Origin of the sequence: Pseudomonas chlororaphis (genome assembly GCF_001921865.1) — a bacterium.
Classification (GTDB): domain Bacteria; phylum Pseudomonadota; class Gammaproteobacteria; order Pseudomonadales; family Pseudomonadaceae; genus Aquipseudomonas; species Aquipseudomonas chlororaphis_D.
In genome coordinates this window covers 97,287-111,675 of sequence record NZ_MSCT01000014.1, presented here as the reverse complement: position 1 = coordinate 111,675, position 14,389 = coordinate 97,287, and the positions used below count along the sequence as shown (strand labels likewise).

Below are 14,389 nucleotides of genomic sequence, written 5' to 3'. Positions count from 1 at the left end.
TTCGCGACCCGCGCTTCCTAGAATGGCCGGGCCAAGCAAAGAGGAAGCGAGCATGTCGGACACCTTCACCAAAGGCATGGCCAGGAACATCTATTTCGGGGGGAGCGTGTTCTTCTTCCTGATCTTCCTGGCCCTGACCTACCACACCGAGCAGACCTTTCCCGTACGCAGCAACGACGCGCTGTTGAGCGCGGCGGTGGTGCGCGGCAAGACGGTCTGGGAACAGAACAACTGCATCGGCTGCCACACGCTGCTGGGCGAGGGCGCCTACTTCGCGCCGGAGCTGGGCAACGTGTTCCAGCGCCGCGGCGGCGAGGCCGGCTTCAAGCCGTTCCTGCAGGCCTGGATGAAGATGCAGCCGTTGGGCGTGCCCGGGCGCCGGGCCATGCCGCAGTTCAACCTGAGCCAGCAGGAGGTCGACGACATCGCCGAGTTCCTCAAGTGGAGCTCGAACATCAACACCAATGGCTGGCCGCCAAACAAGGAGGGCTGAACCATGCGCGTTGCCAATCCCCATCTGAAATTCGCTTCGCAAGCCGTGGCCAAACCCTACTTCGTGTTCGCCCTGATGCTGTTCCTCGGCCAGGTGCTGTTCGGGTTGATCATGGGCCTGCAATACGTGATCGGCGACTTCCTGTTCCCGGTCATTCCCTTCAACGTGGCGCGGATGGTCCATACCAACCTGCTGATCGTCTGGCTGCTGTTCGGCTTCATGGGCGCGGCCTATTACCTGATCCCGGAAGAAGCCGACCGCGAGCTGCACAGCCCGAGGTTGGCGCTGGTGCTGTTCTGGGTGTTCGCCGCCGCCGGCGTGCTGACCATCCTCGGCTACCTGCTGGTGCCCTACGCGGGGCTGGCGCGGTTGACCCACAACGAGCTGCTGCCGACCATGGGCCGCGAGTTCCTCGAACAGCCGACTATCACCAAGATGGGCATCGTGGTCGTCTGCCTGGGCTTTCTCTACAACATCGGCATGACCCTGCTCAAGGGTCGCAAGACCACGGTCAGCATGGTCATGATGACCGGCCTGATCGGCCTCGCGGTGTTCTTCCTGTTCTCCTTCTACAACCCGGCCAACCTTGCCCGTGACAAGTTCTACTGGTGGTGGGTGGTGCACCTGTGGGTGGAAGGCGTGTGGGAATTGATCATGGGCGCGATGCTGGCTTTCGTGCTGATCAAGATCACCGGCGTCGACCGCGAAGTGGTGGAGAAGTGGCTGTACGTGATCATCGCCATGGCGCTGATCAGCGGGATCATCGGCACCGGCCACCACTTCTTCTGGATCGGCGCGCCCGAGGTCTGGCTGTGGGTCGGCTCGATCTTCTCGGCGCTGGAGCCGCTGCCGTTCCTGGCCATGGTGATCTTCGCCTTCAGCATGGTGAAGAATCGCCGCCGGCAACACCCGAACCGCGCCGCCACGCTGTGGGCCAAGGGCACTACGGTGACCGCGTTCTTCGGCGCTGGGGTCTGGGGGTTCCTGCACACCCTGGCGCCGGTCAACTACTACACCCACGGCACGCAACTGACCGCGGCCCACGGCCACCTGGCGTTCTACGGCGCCTACGCGATGATCGTCATGACCCTGATCAGCTACGCCATGCCGCGCCTGCGCGGGCTCGGCGAGGCGGCGGACGAACGCTCGCAGACCCTGGAGGTCTGGGGCTTCTGGCTGATGACCCTGTCGATGGTGATGATCACCCTGTTGCTCACCGCCGCCGGGGTGGTTCAGGTGCTGCTGCAACGCTGGGCCGAAGACGGCAGCGCGCTGCCGTTCATGGCCACGGTGGAGCATCTGGGTGGGCTGTTCTGGGCACGCCTGGCCGCCGGCCTGGGCTTTCTCGCCGGGCTGCTGTGCTACCTGCTGAGCTTCCGCCAGCGCGGCCGCGCCGCCCTGCGTGCAACCGCCCCGGCCATGCCCTGATGACATGCCGCAGGCCGAACGACGTGGCGTGCCAGGCAAACCCGGTGCGCAGGCCTTGCGAGGACTGCGTCCTCGTACGCAGCCTCGCAGGCTCGGCAGCGGCTACAAAAGCGCACAGGACCTTGGCCCTGTAGCCGCTGTCGAGCGCCAGCGAGGCTGCGCACGGGCGCGCAGCGGCCGCCAACCGGACGGCGCGGTGTTTCAGGCAAACCCGGTGCGCAGGCTTTGCGAGGACTGCGTCCTCGTACGCAGCCTCACGGGCTCGGCAGCGGCTACAGGCGTCCGGGCCGTTTCCCGGCATTTGAAAAGGAGGGCCGCATGGCCTTTACCCCGGAACTGGAAGAGTGGGTCGGCAGCGTCTGGCACCGTTTCATCACCCGCCGGGCCAGCGTGGATTTCCCCGAGGCGCGGGTCGAACTGGCGTCGCGCCAGCGCGCCCTGGCCCTGTTGTTGCGGGCGATGGGCGGGGCCGGTCGCGGCGTGGAGGCGGCCAGCGAGCGCGACCTGCTGCTGCGCCGCAGCCTGTTGCAGCAGATCGCCGGTACCTGCCGGCAGGTGCCCCTGGCCTGGTGCGACGCCGACAACCTGCGCCTGCCGGCGAGCCTCGCGGTGTTTCCCGAGGCCGCCCTGAACGAGGAACTCTACCGCTGGCTGGCGCTGCTGGCGGCGCAGTCCGGGCCGCTGCGCCATTGGGGCCGCGACAACCAGCGCTGGACCCGCCAACTGTTGCAGCGCTACCCGGCGTTGCGCGGGCGTTACCAGCGGCTGGTCGAGGCGCACCTGCCCCTGCGCCCGGACCCGACGACCTTGAGCCGCGCCGACGCCGCGCTGGAACGCGCGGTGTGCCGGGCCCTGCGCGAACCCGGCAGCGTCGCCGAATTTCCCCGCAGCGAACGCGCGGCCTGGCCGGTGCCGTTGTGGCTGTACCCGCCGTTGCAACTGGCCAGCCCGCTGGCCGCCGACCTGGAGGACTCGCCCGAAGAGCTTGCCAGCACCGCCGGCGAGCAGGCCGGCGGACGCAAACGCGCCAGCCGGGTCGAGGAACACCCGCGCGACGGCGGCCTGCTGATCGTGCGCCTGGAGAACCTGTTCAGCTGGACCGAGCATGTGGACCTCGACCGCTGGGCGCACGACAGCGAAGACCCGGACGCTGCCCGGGTCGCCGCCGACCTCGATGAGCTGACCCTGTCGCGCACCCGCCTGCGCAAGGGCGGCGGCCTCAAGCTGCACCTGGACCTGCCGCCGGCGGACGTCGACGATATTCCCCTGGGCGAGGGCATCCGCCTGCCGGAATGGGACTACCGCAAGGAGCGCCTGCAACAGGCGTTCGTCAACCTGCAGATGCTCGCCCCGCGCGACGACCTGCCGCAGCCGTTGCCGCCGCGCCTCAAGGCCCAGGCGCAGCGTTTGCGGCGCCAGTTCCAGCAACTGCGCAACCAGCGCCAATGGTTGCGCCAGCAGCCCCAGGGCAAGGAGCTGGACCTGTCGGCCTGGGTGGATTTTCAGGTCGAGCGCGCCCATGGCGGCTGCGCCGAACGCGGGCTGTTCCTGGAGCGGCGGCCGGCCCGGCGCGACCTGGCGTGCCTGTTGCTGGCCGATGTCTCGATGTCCACCGACGCGCACCTCAACGATATGCAGCGGGTGATCGAGGTGATCCGCGACAGCCTGCTGCTGTTCGGCGAAACCCTCTCGGCCCTCGGCGACGATTTCGCCCTGTACGGGTTTTCCTCGCTGCGCCGCCAGCAGGTGCGGATGCTCGAACTCAAGGCCTTCGACCAGGGTTACGACGACCGCACCCGCGGGCGTATCCAGGGGCTCAAGCCGGGGTTCTACACGCGCATGGGCGCGGCCATCCGCCAGGCCACGCGCCTGCTCGGCGGCCGCCCGCGCCAACGCAAGCTGTTGCTGTTGCTGACCGACGGCAAGCCCAACGACCTGGACCTCTACGAGGGCCGCTATGGCGTGGAGGACACCCGCGCGGCGCTGCTGGAGGCGCGGCGCCAGGGGCTGACGCCGTTCTGTATCACCATCGATCGCGAGGCCGCGAGCTACCTGCCGTACCTGTTCGGCAACCAGGGCTACACCCTGATCCGCCAGCCCGAACAACTGCCCCTGCGCTTGCCGCAGCTGTATCGCCAACTGACCCGGCCCTGAGGCGCCATTACGAGCGAAGGTCCGTAGCCGTGCGCGGTCTGTAGCCGCTGCCGAGCGAAGCGAGGCTGCGTACGGGCGCGCAGCGGCCGCCAATCGGGCGGCGCGGTGTTTCAGACAAACCCGGTGCGCAGGCCTTGCGAGAACTTCGTTCTCGTACGCAGCCTCGCAGGCTCGGCAGCGGCTACAGGCGTACACCCTCGCGTGTCGCCGCCAATCGGGCGGCGGGGTGTTTCAGCGCGGCAACCAGAAAAACATCGCCACGCAGAACAGCGTCAGGCCCAGGCAGAACCACTGGAAACACCGCAGCCGACGGGCCTCGACCTGTGCCGTCGGAGCCGGCAACGGCATGCCGCAGTGGCGGCAGTGGGTTTGCAGCGGCGGATTGCGGCCCTGGCAGTACAGGCAGACCGAGGCTGCGCTCATTCGAATTGCTCCAGGCGCGGCCGGTCGAGAATGACGATCTGGCGGCCGTCCTGGCTGATGATCTTGTCGTCGATCAGCCGGCGAATGATCCGCGAGAAGGTCTCCGGCTGGATCGCCAGGTGGCCGGCGATCAACTGCTTGGCCATTGGCAGCTCGAACTGGCGCTGCACCGGTTGTACCTGCATCAGCTGCGTCAGCAGGTAACGCACCACGCGGTGGGTGGCGTTTTTCAGCGACAGGGTCTCGATCTCGTTGACCCGCTGGTGCAGGCGCACGCAGAGCTTGCCGAGCAGGGCGAAGGTCAGGCGGCTGTTGTTTTGCAGCAGCCGCAGGTAGGTGGCGTTGGCCAGGCGGTAGAGCTGGGTCGGGCCGATGGCTTCGGCCGAGGCCACGTAGTCCGGGGTGTCCATCAGCATCATGGCCTCGGCGAAGGTCTGGCGCGGGCCGATGACCTCGAACACCTTTTCCTGGCCGTCCGGGGTCAGGCGGTAGACCTTCACCGCGCCGGCGATCACGAAATAGAAGGCCTCGGCCGGTTCGCCCTGGCGGAACAACGGGTCGCCCTTGTCGAGGCTGAGCAACTGGCTGGCCGCCATCAGCTCGTCCAGCTGCTCCTCGTTCAAGGGCTCGAACAGGTGATGGCTGCGCAGGATCTGGTGATGGACGCGGTGAAGCACCATGGCATTCATCCTTGGGTCAGGGGAGGGTGGAGGGCGCTCAGATAAGGGTCAGGGCGACACGGCTGGCGAGGGCGAGGATCGCGCCCAGGACGGCGAACCACGTCAGTGGCTGGATGACGTTATGCATGGTGGCTCCGGCGGTTCGAGAAGGATCGGGGTGCCCGGGGTTCAGCAAGAGCCGGGCCAGGCGCCCAAGCCGCGGAATACACGGGAAGCTTTCAGTGCTGTAGTCAAAACGACCCTTGGTGTTTCGGGTGTAAATGACTATCGATTGGTCATTTTGACTCTGCTTGCGCAAGCACGCCCGCGCGCCGATACCGGGCGCACCCCACGGCTCCGGGCCGGGCGAGGGTGGCCGGCGTCGGGGCACGCCCCTTGCACAGCCAATGGCACGGGCGGGCAGTGTGCCCGCCGTCCCTCGGCAAGCTTGATATACGACAAGGGCAAGCCCGGGCCCATGGCCGATGATGCTGGAGGACCGATTCGCCGGATCGGCCGCTGGGTAAAAAAGTGCGGGGTAAAAAATGCCGGGTAAAAAGGAGTGGCTTCATGCAAGTACTTGAGCGTCGCGCGGCCCTGGCCATAGTGCCGCTGTTGCGCCTGGCCTTCCGGCCGTTTTTTCTCGCCGGCTGCGCCCTGGCGTTGCTGGCGGTGCCGCTGTGGCTGGCGGCCCTGCACGGTAGCCTGGGCGATTGGCAACCGGCGGGGGGCTGGCTGGGCTGGCACCGTCACGAACTGCTGTTCGGCTTCGGCCTGGCGATCGTCGGCGGTTTCCTGCTGACCGCGGTGCAGACCTGGACCGGTCAGCCGGGCCTCAGTGGCACACCGCTGGCGGCCCTGGCCTTGCTCTGGCTGGCGGCGCGCCTGGCCTGGCTGGGTAACGCGCCGTGGCCGCTGCTGGCCGTGCTGGAGTTGGGGTTTCCCCTGGCGCTGGCCGGGTTGATGGGGCGCCTGCTGTGGAAGGTCAGGCAACGGCGCAATTACCCGATCGTCCTGGTGCTGCTGTTGCTGGCCGCGGCGGACGGCGTGTCGGTGGCTGGCCTGCTGCCGGGCCACGGAGGCTGGCAGCGCCAGGGCGTGCTCAGCGGCCTGTGGCTGGTGGCGGCGATGATGGGCTTGATCGGCGGCCGGGTGATTCCGTTCTTCACCCAGCGCGGCCTTGGCCGGGCCGCGGCGGTGGCGCCCTGGCCGTGGCTCGATCGCCTGGTGCTGGTGGGTTCGGCGCTGGTGGCGCTGGCGTACGCCACGGGGCTGGCGCTTACGGTCAATGCCGGGGTCGGCGCACTGTTTCTGCTGCTGGCGGCCGGGCACCTGCTGCGCTTGTGGCGCTGGCACGACCGCGGGTTGTGGCGGGTGCCGCTGCTGTGGTCGCTGCACCTGGCCTACGCCTGGCTGGCGCTGGCCTGCCTGGGCATGGCGCTGTGGCATTTCGGCGCGCCGCTGAACCCCAGCCTGGCCGTGCACGGCCTGACCATCGGCGCCATGGCCGGGCTGATCCTGGCGATGATCGCGCGGGTCAGCCTGGGGCATACCGGGCGCCCGCTGGAGCCGCCGGCGGGGATGACCCTGGCATTCGTGCTGCTCAACCTGGCCTGCTTCAGCCGGGTCGTGCTGGTGCTGTGGCTGCCGCTGGCGGCGTTGTGGCTGGCGGGGCTGTGCTGGGTCCTGGCCTTCGCGCTGTACCTCTGGCGGTACGCGCCGATGCTGCTGCGGGCGCGGGTCGACGGGCATCCGGGTTGAACGCTGGGCTTCGCACGCTGAACAAGGAAACACGCCATGATTTACCCCTGGTTATTGGGCGCCCACCTGCTGGCGGCCATCGCGTTCATCGGCACGCTGTTCTTCGAGGTGTGCATCTGGCACACCGCGCGCCGGCAGTTGGCCAGCGACGCCCAGGCGCTGGCCGACCAGGCCATCGCGGTGCGTTCGCGCAAGGTCCTGCACGGCGTGGTGCTGCTGTTGTACGGCTCCGGCCTCGGCCTGGCCTGGCACCATCGCGGCGCCCTGGGCCAGCCCCTGGGCAGCCATTTCGCCAGCCTGCTGAGCCTGAAGATCGCCCTGGCCCTGAGCATCATCGGCCACTACCTGGTGCTGGCGTACTGGCTGAAAACCGCCCGGCTGACAGCGGTCCGCGCCTGCTGGATCCGCCGCAGCGTGCTGGCGCACATGCTGCTGATCGTGGTCCTGGCCAAGGCCATGTTCTATTGGCACGGTTGAGCCGCCGCGGTGTTCCAGAGAACGTTGATTTGCGACAAAGGCCGGTGCGCGCCGATGGCCGATGATGGCCAGCCAGCGGACCGCACAGGGCGGTGCCTGCTGAAAACAATGGACTGGACTTTTGTCGCGCGGGCGGCGGCCCCGAGCCTTCTGGGGCTTGCCCGCGGTAAGGGTGATACGAGCATGTTGCGTGAAAGTCTGGTGGCCGACCTGAGTGTCGAGCTGCCCAATGCCGAGCGTTTGCAGCGTCTGGTGCAGACCCTGCGGCACTCCTTCAAGGCCGGGGCCGTGGGCCTGTTGCGCCTGGACGACGACAGCCTGCGGCCGGTGGCGACCGCGGGCCTGGTCGAGGAAGCCCTCGGGCGGCGTTTCGCGGTTGCCCGGCACCCGCGCCTGGCGGCGCTGCTGGCGTCGCGTGAGCCCACCGGATTCGCGCCCGACAGCCGCCTGCCGAACCCTTACGACGGGCTGTTCGACCATCCGCTCGGCGCGCCGCTGGCGGCGCACGATGGCCTGGGCGCGAGCCTGTACGTGGAGGGGCGGCTCTGGGGCGTCGTCACCCTCGATGCGTTGCCGCCCGGGGCCTTCGAGCGGTCGGCTGGGGACGAACTCAAGCGCTGCCTCGGGCAGATCGAGGCCGCGGTGCGGATCACTCGCCTGGAGCAGGAAAACCGCAGCCTGCGCCTGGCGCGCGGCGACGCCGAAGAGCCATTTCTGCCCCTGAGCGCGGCGGTCGACGATTGCCAGCGGCAGAAGATCCGCCAGGCCCTGAGCCGCTGCCGGGACAACTGGGCCCGCGCCGCCCGGCTGCTGGAAGTCGACCCCAGCAACCTGCACAAACTGGCCCGGCGCCTGCGCCTCAAGTAACGCCTGTTTTTGTAGGCGCGCAGCTTGCTCGCGATGGTCGTCAACGCTTACGCGTGCAAGCTGACACCCCGCGCCGCGTTCAGGTTCATCGCGAGCAAGCTGCGCTCCTACAGTGGCGTAGGGCGATCAATCGGTGGTGGTCGTTGATGGCGGTCAAGGCGCTGTGGGGCAGGGCCTCGCAGACTGCGCCAAACCCCTGACGGAGATCGCCCCCATGCCCCTTTCCCTGGCCCAGATGCGCCGTGACTACTGCCGCGACGGCCTGCCCGACGCGGGCGCGCCCGACGATCCGCTGGCGCTGTTCGGCCAGTGGTTGCAACAGGCCCGCGACACCGAGCAGCCTCCGGTGGAGGCCAACAGCATGTGCCTGGCCACGGTCGACGAGCACGGCCAGCCCCATTGCCGGGTGCTGTTGCTCAAGGGCGTGAGCGAGGCGGGCCTGACCTTTTTCGGTAACTACCAGAGCGCCAAGGGCGAGGAACTGGCGGCCAACCCGCGGGCGGCGATGACCTTCTTCTGGCCGGCCCTGGAGCGCCAGGTACGCATCGAAGGGCCGGTGGCGCGGCTCGCGCCGCGGTTGTCGGATGTGTATTTCGACTCGCGTTCCCTGGCCAGCCGCCTCGGCGCCTGGGCCTCGCCGCAAAGCCAGCCACTGGCCGACCGTTTGCAGTTGGAGTCCTTGCTGGCCAGTGCCGCCAGCCGCTTCGACGGCCAGCCGCTGCCGCGCCCCGAACACTGGGGCGGCTACTGCCTGCGCCCGCAGCGCCTGGAGTTCTGGCAAGGGCGCAGCGACCGCCTGCACGACCGTCTCGACTACCGCCTGCGCGACGGCGCCTGGCAGCGCGCGCGGCTGGCGCCCTGAGGGCTGTCGGCCCGTCGAGGTACCTCCTTGGAGGAATAGGTTCGCCGGCGCTTTCGGTTCAGGCTGGGGCCTGTCCTCATTCACGGGAAGGCTTGATATGGCCCATCTGGCGCAACGCACGTTTCACCCCCTGAACATCGCCGTGCTGACCATCAGCGACACGCGCACCCTGGAAACCGATACCTCGGGCCAGACCCTCAGCGACCTGCTGCGGGGCGCCGGGCATGTGCTGGTCGACCGCGGCCTGGTGCCGGACGACATCTACCAGATCCGCGCGCGGCTCTCGCAGTGGATCGCCGACCCCGCGGTGCAAGTGGTGCTGATGACCGGCGGCACCGGTTTCACCGCGCGGGACAACACGCCCCAGGCGGTGCTGCCGCTGCTGGACAAGTCCGTGGACGGTTTCGGCGAGCTGTTCCGCCAGGTCTCGCTGGAGGAAATCGGCATGTCCAGCTTGCAGTCGCGGGCCTTGGCGGGGATGAGCAACGGCGTGCTGGTGTGTTGCCTGCCGGGTTCGCCGGGCGCCTGCCGCACCGCCTGGAACAAGATCCTCGGCGAGCAGTTGGACAGCCGCACCGGCCCGTGCAATTTCGCCCCGCACCTGAAGCCGCAGGCCGAACAGGCTATCGGCGCCTGTGGGGTGCGCCCGTGAGCGTCTGCGGCAGCGGCCCGCTGCTCCCGGTGGAGCAGGCCATCGCCCAGCTGCTGGAGCAGGTGCCGCCGCCACCGACCGTGCAGAGCATTGCCCTGGAACAGGCCCTGGGCCGGGTCCTGGCGACGGATATCGCCTCGCCGCTGGACCTGCCCGGCTGGGACAACAGCGCCATGGACGGTTACGCCTTCCGCGCCGCCGACCTGCCCGCGGGCGGCGGCAGCCTGGCGCTGGCCGGGCGCGTCGCCGCCGGGCAGGCCGCCGATTCGCCCCTGCTGCCGCAGCAGGCGGTGCGGATCTTCACCGGCGCGCCGTTGCCGCGGGGCGCCGACAGCGTCGCGCCCCAGGAGGTCTGTCGGGTCGAGGGCGAACGGGTGCGGGTGCCGCCGGCGACGGCGGGCGATCACGTGCGCCAGCAGGGCGAGGAACTGAGCCGCGGGCAACTGCTGCTCAAGGCCGGCAAGCGCCTGCGGGCCCAGGAACTGGGCTTGCTGGCCGCCGCCGGGATCGCCCGGGTCGAGGTCTACCGGCCGTTGCGGGTGTGCCTGCTGAGCAGCGGCAACGAGCTGCGCGAGCCCGGCCAGCCCCTGGCGCCGGGGCAGATCTACAACAGCAATCGGTATTGCCTGGGCGCGCTGTTGCGCGGCTGGGGCGTCGAGGTGCACGACGACGGGGTCATGGCCGACGAACTGGCGGCCAGCCGGCATGCCTTGAGCCTGGCCTCGTCGGAGTGCGACCTGCTGCTGACCTCGGGCGGGGTCTCGGTCGGCGAGGAGGACCACCTCAAGCAAGCGATCGAAGCATTGGGCCGGGTGGATTTCTGGCGCCTGGCGATCCAGCCGGGCAAGCCGCTGGCCTTCGGCCAAGTGGCCGGCAAGCCCTGGCTCGGCCTGCCGGGCAACCCGTCGGCGGCGCTGGTGACCGCGCTGGTGGTGGTGCGCCCGTTCCTGCTGCGGGCCCAGGGCGTGATCGATGTGCTGCCGAACAACCTGGCGCTGCCGGCCGGCTTCGAGTGGTTGCAGCGCAACCGGCGCCGGCAGTACCTGCGGGCACGCCTGGTGCCCGGCGCCGACGGCCAGGCCAGCGTGCAACTGCACCCGCAGCAGAGCTCGGCGATGTTGAGCGCCGCCTGCTGGGCCGACGGCCTGGCGGTGGTGGAGTGCGAGCGCCAGGTGCGCCTGGGCGAGCCGGTGCCGTTCCTGTCGTTCGCCGAACTGATGCAATGACGTCATTGATGGCGATCAAGGCCGTGGCCGGCGGCGTGGCTAGACTGGCAGCGCCGTTTCGATCGCCGCGCACGCGTGCTCGCGCCGTGTGCCTTGTTGAGGATCCCCCATGCAACTGGTCTGTCCGGCAGGCAACCTGCCTGCGCTGAAAGCGGCGGTGCGCCAAGGCGCCGATGCCGTCTACGTCGGTTTTCGCGACGACACCAACGCCCGGCATTTCGCCGGGCTGAACATGGACGACAAGCAGTTCGACGCGGCGGTCGCGCACATCCGCCAGCACCAGCGCCAACTCTATGTGGCGGTCAACACCTACCCCCAGCCCGACGGCTGGGCGCGCTGGCAGCGGGCGGTGGACCGCGCCGCCGACCATGGCGTCGACGCGCTGATCGCCGCCGATCCCGGGGTGCTGGGCTACGCCAGCCAGCGCCATCCGCAACTGAACCTGCACCTGTCGGTGCAGGGCTCGGCCACCAACGCCAGCGCCCTGGCGTTCTACGTCCAGCGCTACCGCATCCGCCGCGCGGTGCTGCCGCGGGTGCTGTCCCTGGCCCAGGTGCGCCAGGTGGCGGCCAGCGGCACGGTGCCGGTCGAGGTCTTCGCCTTTGGCAGCTTGTGCATCATGGCCGAGGGCCGCTGCCACCTGTCGTCCTATATCACCGGCGAGTCGCCGAACCTGTGCGGCGTCTGTTCGCCGGCCAAGGCGGTGCGCTGGAGCGAGGAAGCCACGGGGTTGAACGCGCGCCTGAGTGACGTGCTGATCGACCGCTACGGGCCGGACGAGCCGGCGGGCTACCCGACCCTGTGCAAGGGCCGTTTCCTGGTCGGGGGCAAGCGCTTCCACGCCCTGGAGGAGCCCACCAGCCTCGACACCCTGGACCTGCTGCCGGAGCTGGCGGCCATGGGCGTCGAGGCGGTGAAGATCGAAGGCCGCCAGCGCAGCCCGGCCTATGTCGAGCAGGTCACCCGGGTCTGGCGCGCGGCGCTGGACACCCATCGCGCCGCGCCTGCGGGGTTCGCGGTCAAGGACCAGTGGCGCCAGGTGCTGGCCGGTTTGTCCGAGGGCAGCCAGACCACCCTGGGCGCCTATCACCGTTCATGGCAATGAGGAGTTATCGATGAAGCTCAGCCTGGGCCCCGTCCTGTTCTACTGGGACAAGGAGCAATTGGGGCGTTTTTATGCCGAGATGTCGGCCTTGCCCCTGGATGTGATTTACCTGGGGGAAACCGTGTGTTCGAAACGCCGGGCCTTGTCCCTGGACCAATGGCTGGGCCTGGGGCGCGACTTGCAGGGTGGCGGTTCGAGGCAGATCGTGCTCAGCGGCCTGACCCTGATCGAGGCCGCGTCGGAGCTGTCGAGCCTGCGCCGGCTGTGCGACAACGGCGAGCTGCTGGTGGAGGCCAACGACATGGGCGCGGTGCAGATGCTCGCCGAGCGCAAGCTGCCGTTCGTGGGCGGTCCGGCCCTCAACCTGTACAACGGCCAGGCCCTGGCCCAGTTGCTGGGCTGCGGGATGATCCGCTGGGTGCCGCCGGTGGAATGTTCGGCGCGCCTGATCCGCGCGGTGCTCGACCAGGCGCGGGAGCTGGGGCATGCGTTGCCGGAGGTCGAGGTGTTCGCCTACGGGCATCTGCCGCTGGCTTACTCCGCACGCTGCTTCACCGCCCGCGCGCAGGACCGGCCCAAGGACGACTGCCGCTTCTGTTGCATCGAGTACCCCGACGGCCTGGCGCTGAGCAGCCAGGAAGGCCAGCCGCTGTTCACCCTCAACGGCATCCAGACGATGTCCGCCGAGGTCACCAACTTGCTGGCCGACTATTCCGGGTTGCAGGCCTGCGGCGCCGATCTGCTACGCCTGAGCCCGCGGGCCCAGGGCATGGGCGAGGTGGTCGAGGCTTATCAACGGGTCCGCCAGGGCGCGACGCCGCCGCTGTTCGTCGACGGCTGCAACGGTTACTGGCATGGCCAGGCCGGCATGCTGCGTGTCGAGGAGGTGGGCCTGTGCTGAAGGCAAAATCGTCACGCCAGCCTGGCTGGTTGCCGGTCGCCGACCGCGTCTTGCCGCTGCTGCGCCGGGTGCCGTTCGGCGTGCAGCGCCTGGCCTTGCAACAGGGCCTCAACCGTTGCCTGGCCGAGCCGTTGCGCGCCGGCGAGTTCGACCTGCTGCGCCGTCGCTGGCTGTGCCTGCGCATCCCCGACCTGGGCCTGTGCTGGTACGTGACCCGCGAGCGCGACGGCCTGCGCATCGCCGAACGGGCCCGGGCCGACGTGACCATCAGCGGCAACTGGCGCGAGTTCCTGCTGCTGGCCAGCCGCCAGGAAGACCCGGACACCCTGTTCTTTCGCCGGCGCCTGGTGATCGAGGGCGACACCGAGCTGGGCCTGACCCTGAAGAACCTGATCGACAGCCTCGACCCCGAGGTGCTGCCGCGCTGGCTGTGGCACAACCTGGAGCGGGCGGGGAAAGGACTGGCGGCGGGGTGAAGCCGCCCCGGTTCCTGTAGGCGCGAGCTTGCTCGCGATGGCGGCTTTCCAGGCCTACCGCGGCGCCTGGATCGCCAGCAAGCTGGCTCCTACAGGTTTGGCGGTGTTCGCGAGGCCGGCGTTGTCCCCGATCCACTGTAGGAGCCAGCTTGCTCGCGATAGCGGTGGCCCAGGCACAGCGCGGCGCCTACAGGTTCGGCAGGCGTTCAGCCCGGGTAGGCGGCCAGGGCCTCGACGCCGAGGATCTGGATGGTGCGCCGCTGCACGGCGATCAGGCCGTCTTCCGTCAGGCGATGGAGGATGCGCGAGAAGGTTTCCGGTTGGATCCCCAGTTTCGAGGCCACCAGGCGCTTGGACACTTGCAGCACCACCTGGTCGCTGTGGGGGTCGCGTTCCTGCAACAGGAAGTTGGCCACGCGCCGGCCGGCGCTGCCCAGGGTCAGGGTGTCGATGTCCTTGAGGCGCTGGTGCAGGTGCACGCTCATGCTCGCCAGGATCGCCAGGCACACCTGCGGCTGGTCTTCCAGGGCGTTGCGGTAATGCTGGCCGTCGAGGCTGACCAGCACGCTGTCCTTGAGCGCGGTGGCGTTCACCGGGTAGCAGCGCGCCTGGCTGAACAGCAGGGCCTCGGCGAAGGTCTGCCCGGGCTGGATGATTTCCACCAGGTTCTCCTGGCCCTCGCCGGTGATCCGGTACAGCTTGAGCTGCCCGCTGACCAGCAGGAAGAAACGCCTGGCCGGGTCGCCCTGGTGCAGCAGGGTGCCCTGGCTGTCCAGGCGCTTGAGCTGGGCCAGGGCGCAGACTTCCTCGAAGACCTTGTCCGGCAGTTGCTTGAACAGGTGATGGCGACGCAAGCACAGCACGATCGATGGGTGGGTCAGCATGGCGTACCTCCGCTGCCGGCC

At 69.0% G+C, this 14,389-nt stretch carries 14 protein-coding genes and 1 pseudogene; 12 read left to right on the top strand and 3 right to left on the bottom strand.

Features of this window, described 5'->3' with window-relative positions; all coding sequences use genetic code 11:
* The first annotated feature begins 52 nt into the window (after positions 1-52).
* The 3 genes from BTN82_RS17090 (at position 53) to BTN82_RS17080 (ending at position 4,075) form a co-directional block, all read left to right on the top strand.
* Positions 53-493: a c-type cytochrome gene (locus BTN82_RS17090; protein WP_075120301.1), complete on the top strand. Its 441-nt coding sequence runs from the start codon at positions 53-55 to the stop codon at positions 491-493.
* Positions 494-496: 3 nt separating this feature from the next.
* Positions 497-1,921 (top strand): cbb3-type cytochrome c oxidase subunit I, encoded by a 1,425-nt coding sequence (locus BTN82_RS17085; protein WP_075120300.1) that lies wholly within the window; start codon positions 497-499, stop codon positions 1,919-1,921.
* A 318-nt stretch (positions 1,922-2,239) separates the two neighbouring features.
* The gene (locus BTN82_RS17080) at positions 2,240-4,075 is read left to right on the top strand and encodes a nitric oxide reductase activation protein NorD (protein WP_075120299.1); all 1,836 of its coding nucleotides are present in this window, start codon (positions 2,240-2,242) and stop codon (positions 4,073-4,075) included.
* A gap of 231 nt (positions 4,076-4,306) precedes the next feature.
* Here BTN82_RS17080 and BTN82_RS17075 read toward each other — a convergent pair whose 3' ends face one another.
* Together BTN82_RS17075 and BTN82_RS17070 are read right to left on the bottom strand one after the other, a co-directional pair.
* Positions 4,307-4,498, bottom strand: coding sequence for a protein DnrP (locus BTN82_RS17075; RefSeq protein WP_075120298.1), 192 nt, complete (start codon positions 4,496-4,498; stop codon positions 4,307-4,309).
* A complete protein-coding gene (locus BTN82_RS17070) occupies positions 4,495-5,178 on the bottom strand; it encodes a Crp/Fnr family transcriptional regulator (protein ID WP_075120297.1) in 684 nt (227 codons plus the stop codon). Before BTN82_RS17070 ends, BTN82_RS17075 begins: the two co-directional genes overlap by 4 nt.
* A 549-nt stretch (positions 5,179-5,727) precedes the next feature.
* Here BTN82_RS17070 and BTN82_RS17065 point away from each other — a divergent pair.
* From BTN82_RS17065 to BTN82_RS17025, 9 genes and pseudogenes are all read left to right on the top strand, one after another.
* Positions 5,728-6,918 (top strand): NnrS family protein, encoded by a 1,191-nt coding sequence (locus BTN82_RS17065; protein ID WP_075120296.1) that lies wholly within the window; start codon positions 5,728-5,730, stop codon positions 6,916-6,918.
* Between the two features lie 36 nt (positions 6,919-6,954).
* Positions 6,955-7,395 (top strand): hypothetical protein, encoded by a 441-nt coding sequence (locus BTN82_RS17060; protein WP_075120295.1) that lies wholly within the window; start codon positions 6,955-6,957, stop codon positions 7,393-7,395.
* Positions 7,396-7,578: 183 nt separating this feature from the next.
* Positions 7,579-8,095: pseudogene (locus BTN82_RS17055) on the top strand (GAF domain-containing protein); the annotation flags it as partial.
* Positions 8,096-8,476: 381 nt separating this feature from the next.
* On the top strand, positions 8,477-9,124 hold the full coding sequence (pdxH, locus tag BTN82_RS17050) for a pyridoxamine 5'-phosphate oxidase (RefSeq protein ID WP_075120294.1): 648 nt from the start codon (positions 8,477-8,479) through the stop codon (positions 9,122-9,124).
* A gap of 97 nt (positions 9,125-9,221) precedes the next feature.
* Positions 9,222-9,776 (top strand): molybdenum cofactor biosynthesis protein B, encoded by a 555-nt coding sequence (gene moaB, locus BTN82_RS17045; protein WP_075120293.1) that lies wholly within the window; start codon positions 9,222-9,224, stop codon positions 9,774-9,776.
* Positions 9,773-11,002 carry a gephyrin-like molybdotransferase Glp gene (gene glp, locus BTN82_RS17040; protein ID WP_075120292.1) on the top strand — a complete coding sequence of 410 codons (1,230 nt, stop codon included), beginning with the start codon at positions 9,773-9,775 and terminating at the stop codon, positions 11,000-11,002. Before moaB ends, glp begins: the two co-directional genes overlap by 4 nt.
* A 109-nt stretch (positions 11,003-11,111) precedes the next feature.
* A complete protein-coding gene (locus BTN82_RS17035; protein ID WP_075120291.1) occupies positions 11,112-12,107 on the top strand; it encodes a peptidase U32 family protein in 996 nt (331 codons plus the stop codon).
* Positions 12,108-12,117: 10 nt separating this feature from the next.
* On the top strand, positions 12,118-13,008 hold the full coding sequence (locus tag BTN82_RS17030) for a U32 family peptidase (protein WP_075120290.1): 891 nt from the start codon (positions 12,118-12,120) through the stop codon (positions 13,006-13,008).
* Positions 13,002-13,484 carry an SCP2 domain-containing protein gene (locus BTN82_RS17025; RefSeq protein WP_075120289.1) on the top strand — a complete coding sequence of 161 codons (483 nt, stop codon included), beginning with the start codon at positions 13,002-13,004 and terminating at the stop codon, positions 13,482-13,484. Before BTN82_RS17030 ends, BTN82_RS17025 begins: the two co-directional genes overlap by 7 nt.
* Before the next feature lie 206 nt (positions 13,485-13,690).
* Here BTN82_RS17025 and BTN82_RS17020 read toward each other — a convergent pair whose 3' ends face one another.
* Positions 13,691-14,368: a Crp/Fnr family transcriptional regulator gene (locus BTN82_RS17020; RefSeq protein ID WP_075120288.1), complete on the bottom strand. Its 678-nt coding sequence runs from the start codon at positions 14,366-14,368 to the stop codon at positions 13,691-13,693.
* Positions 14,369-14,389: the final 21 nt, after the last annotated feature.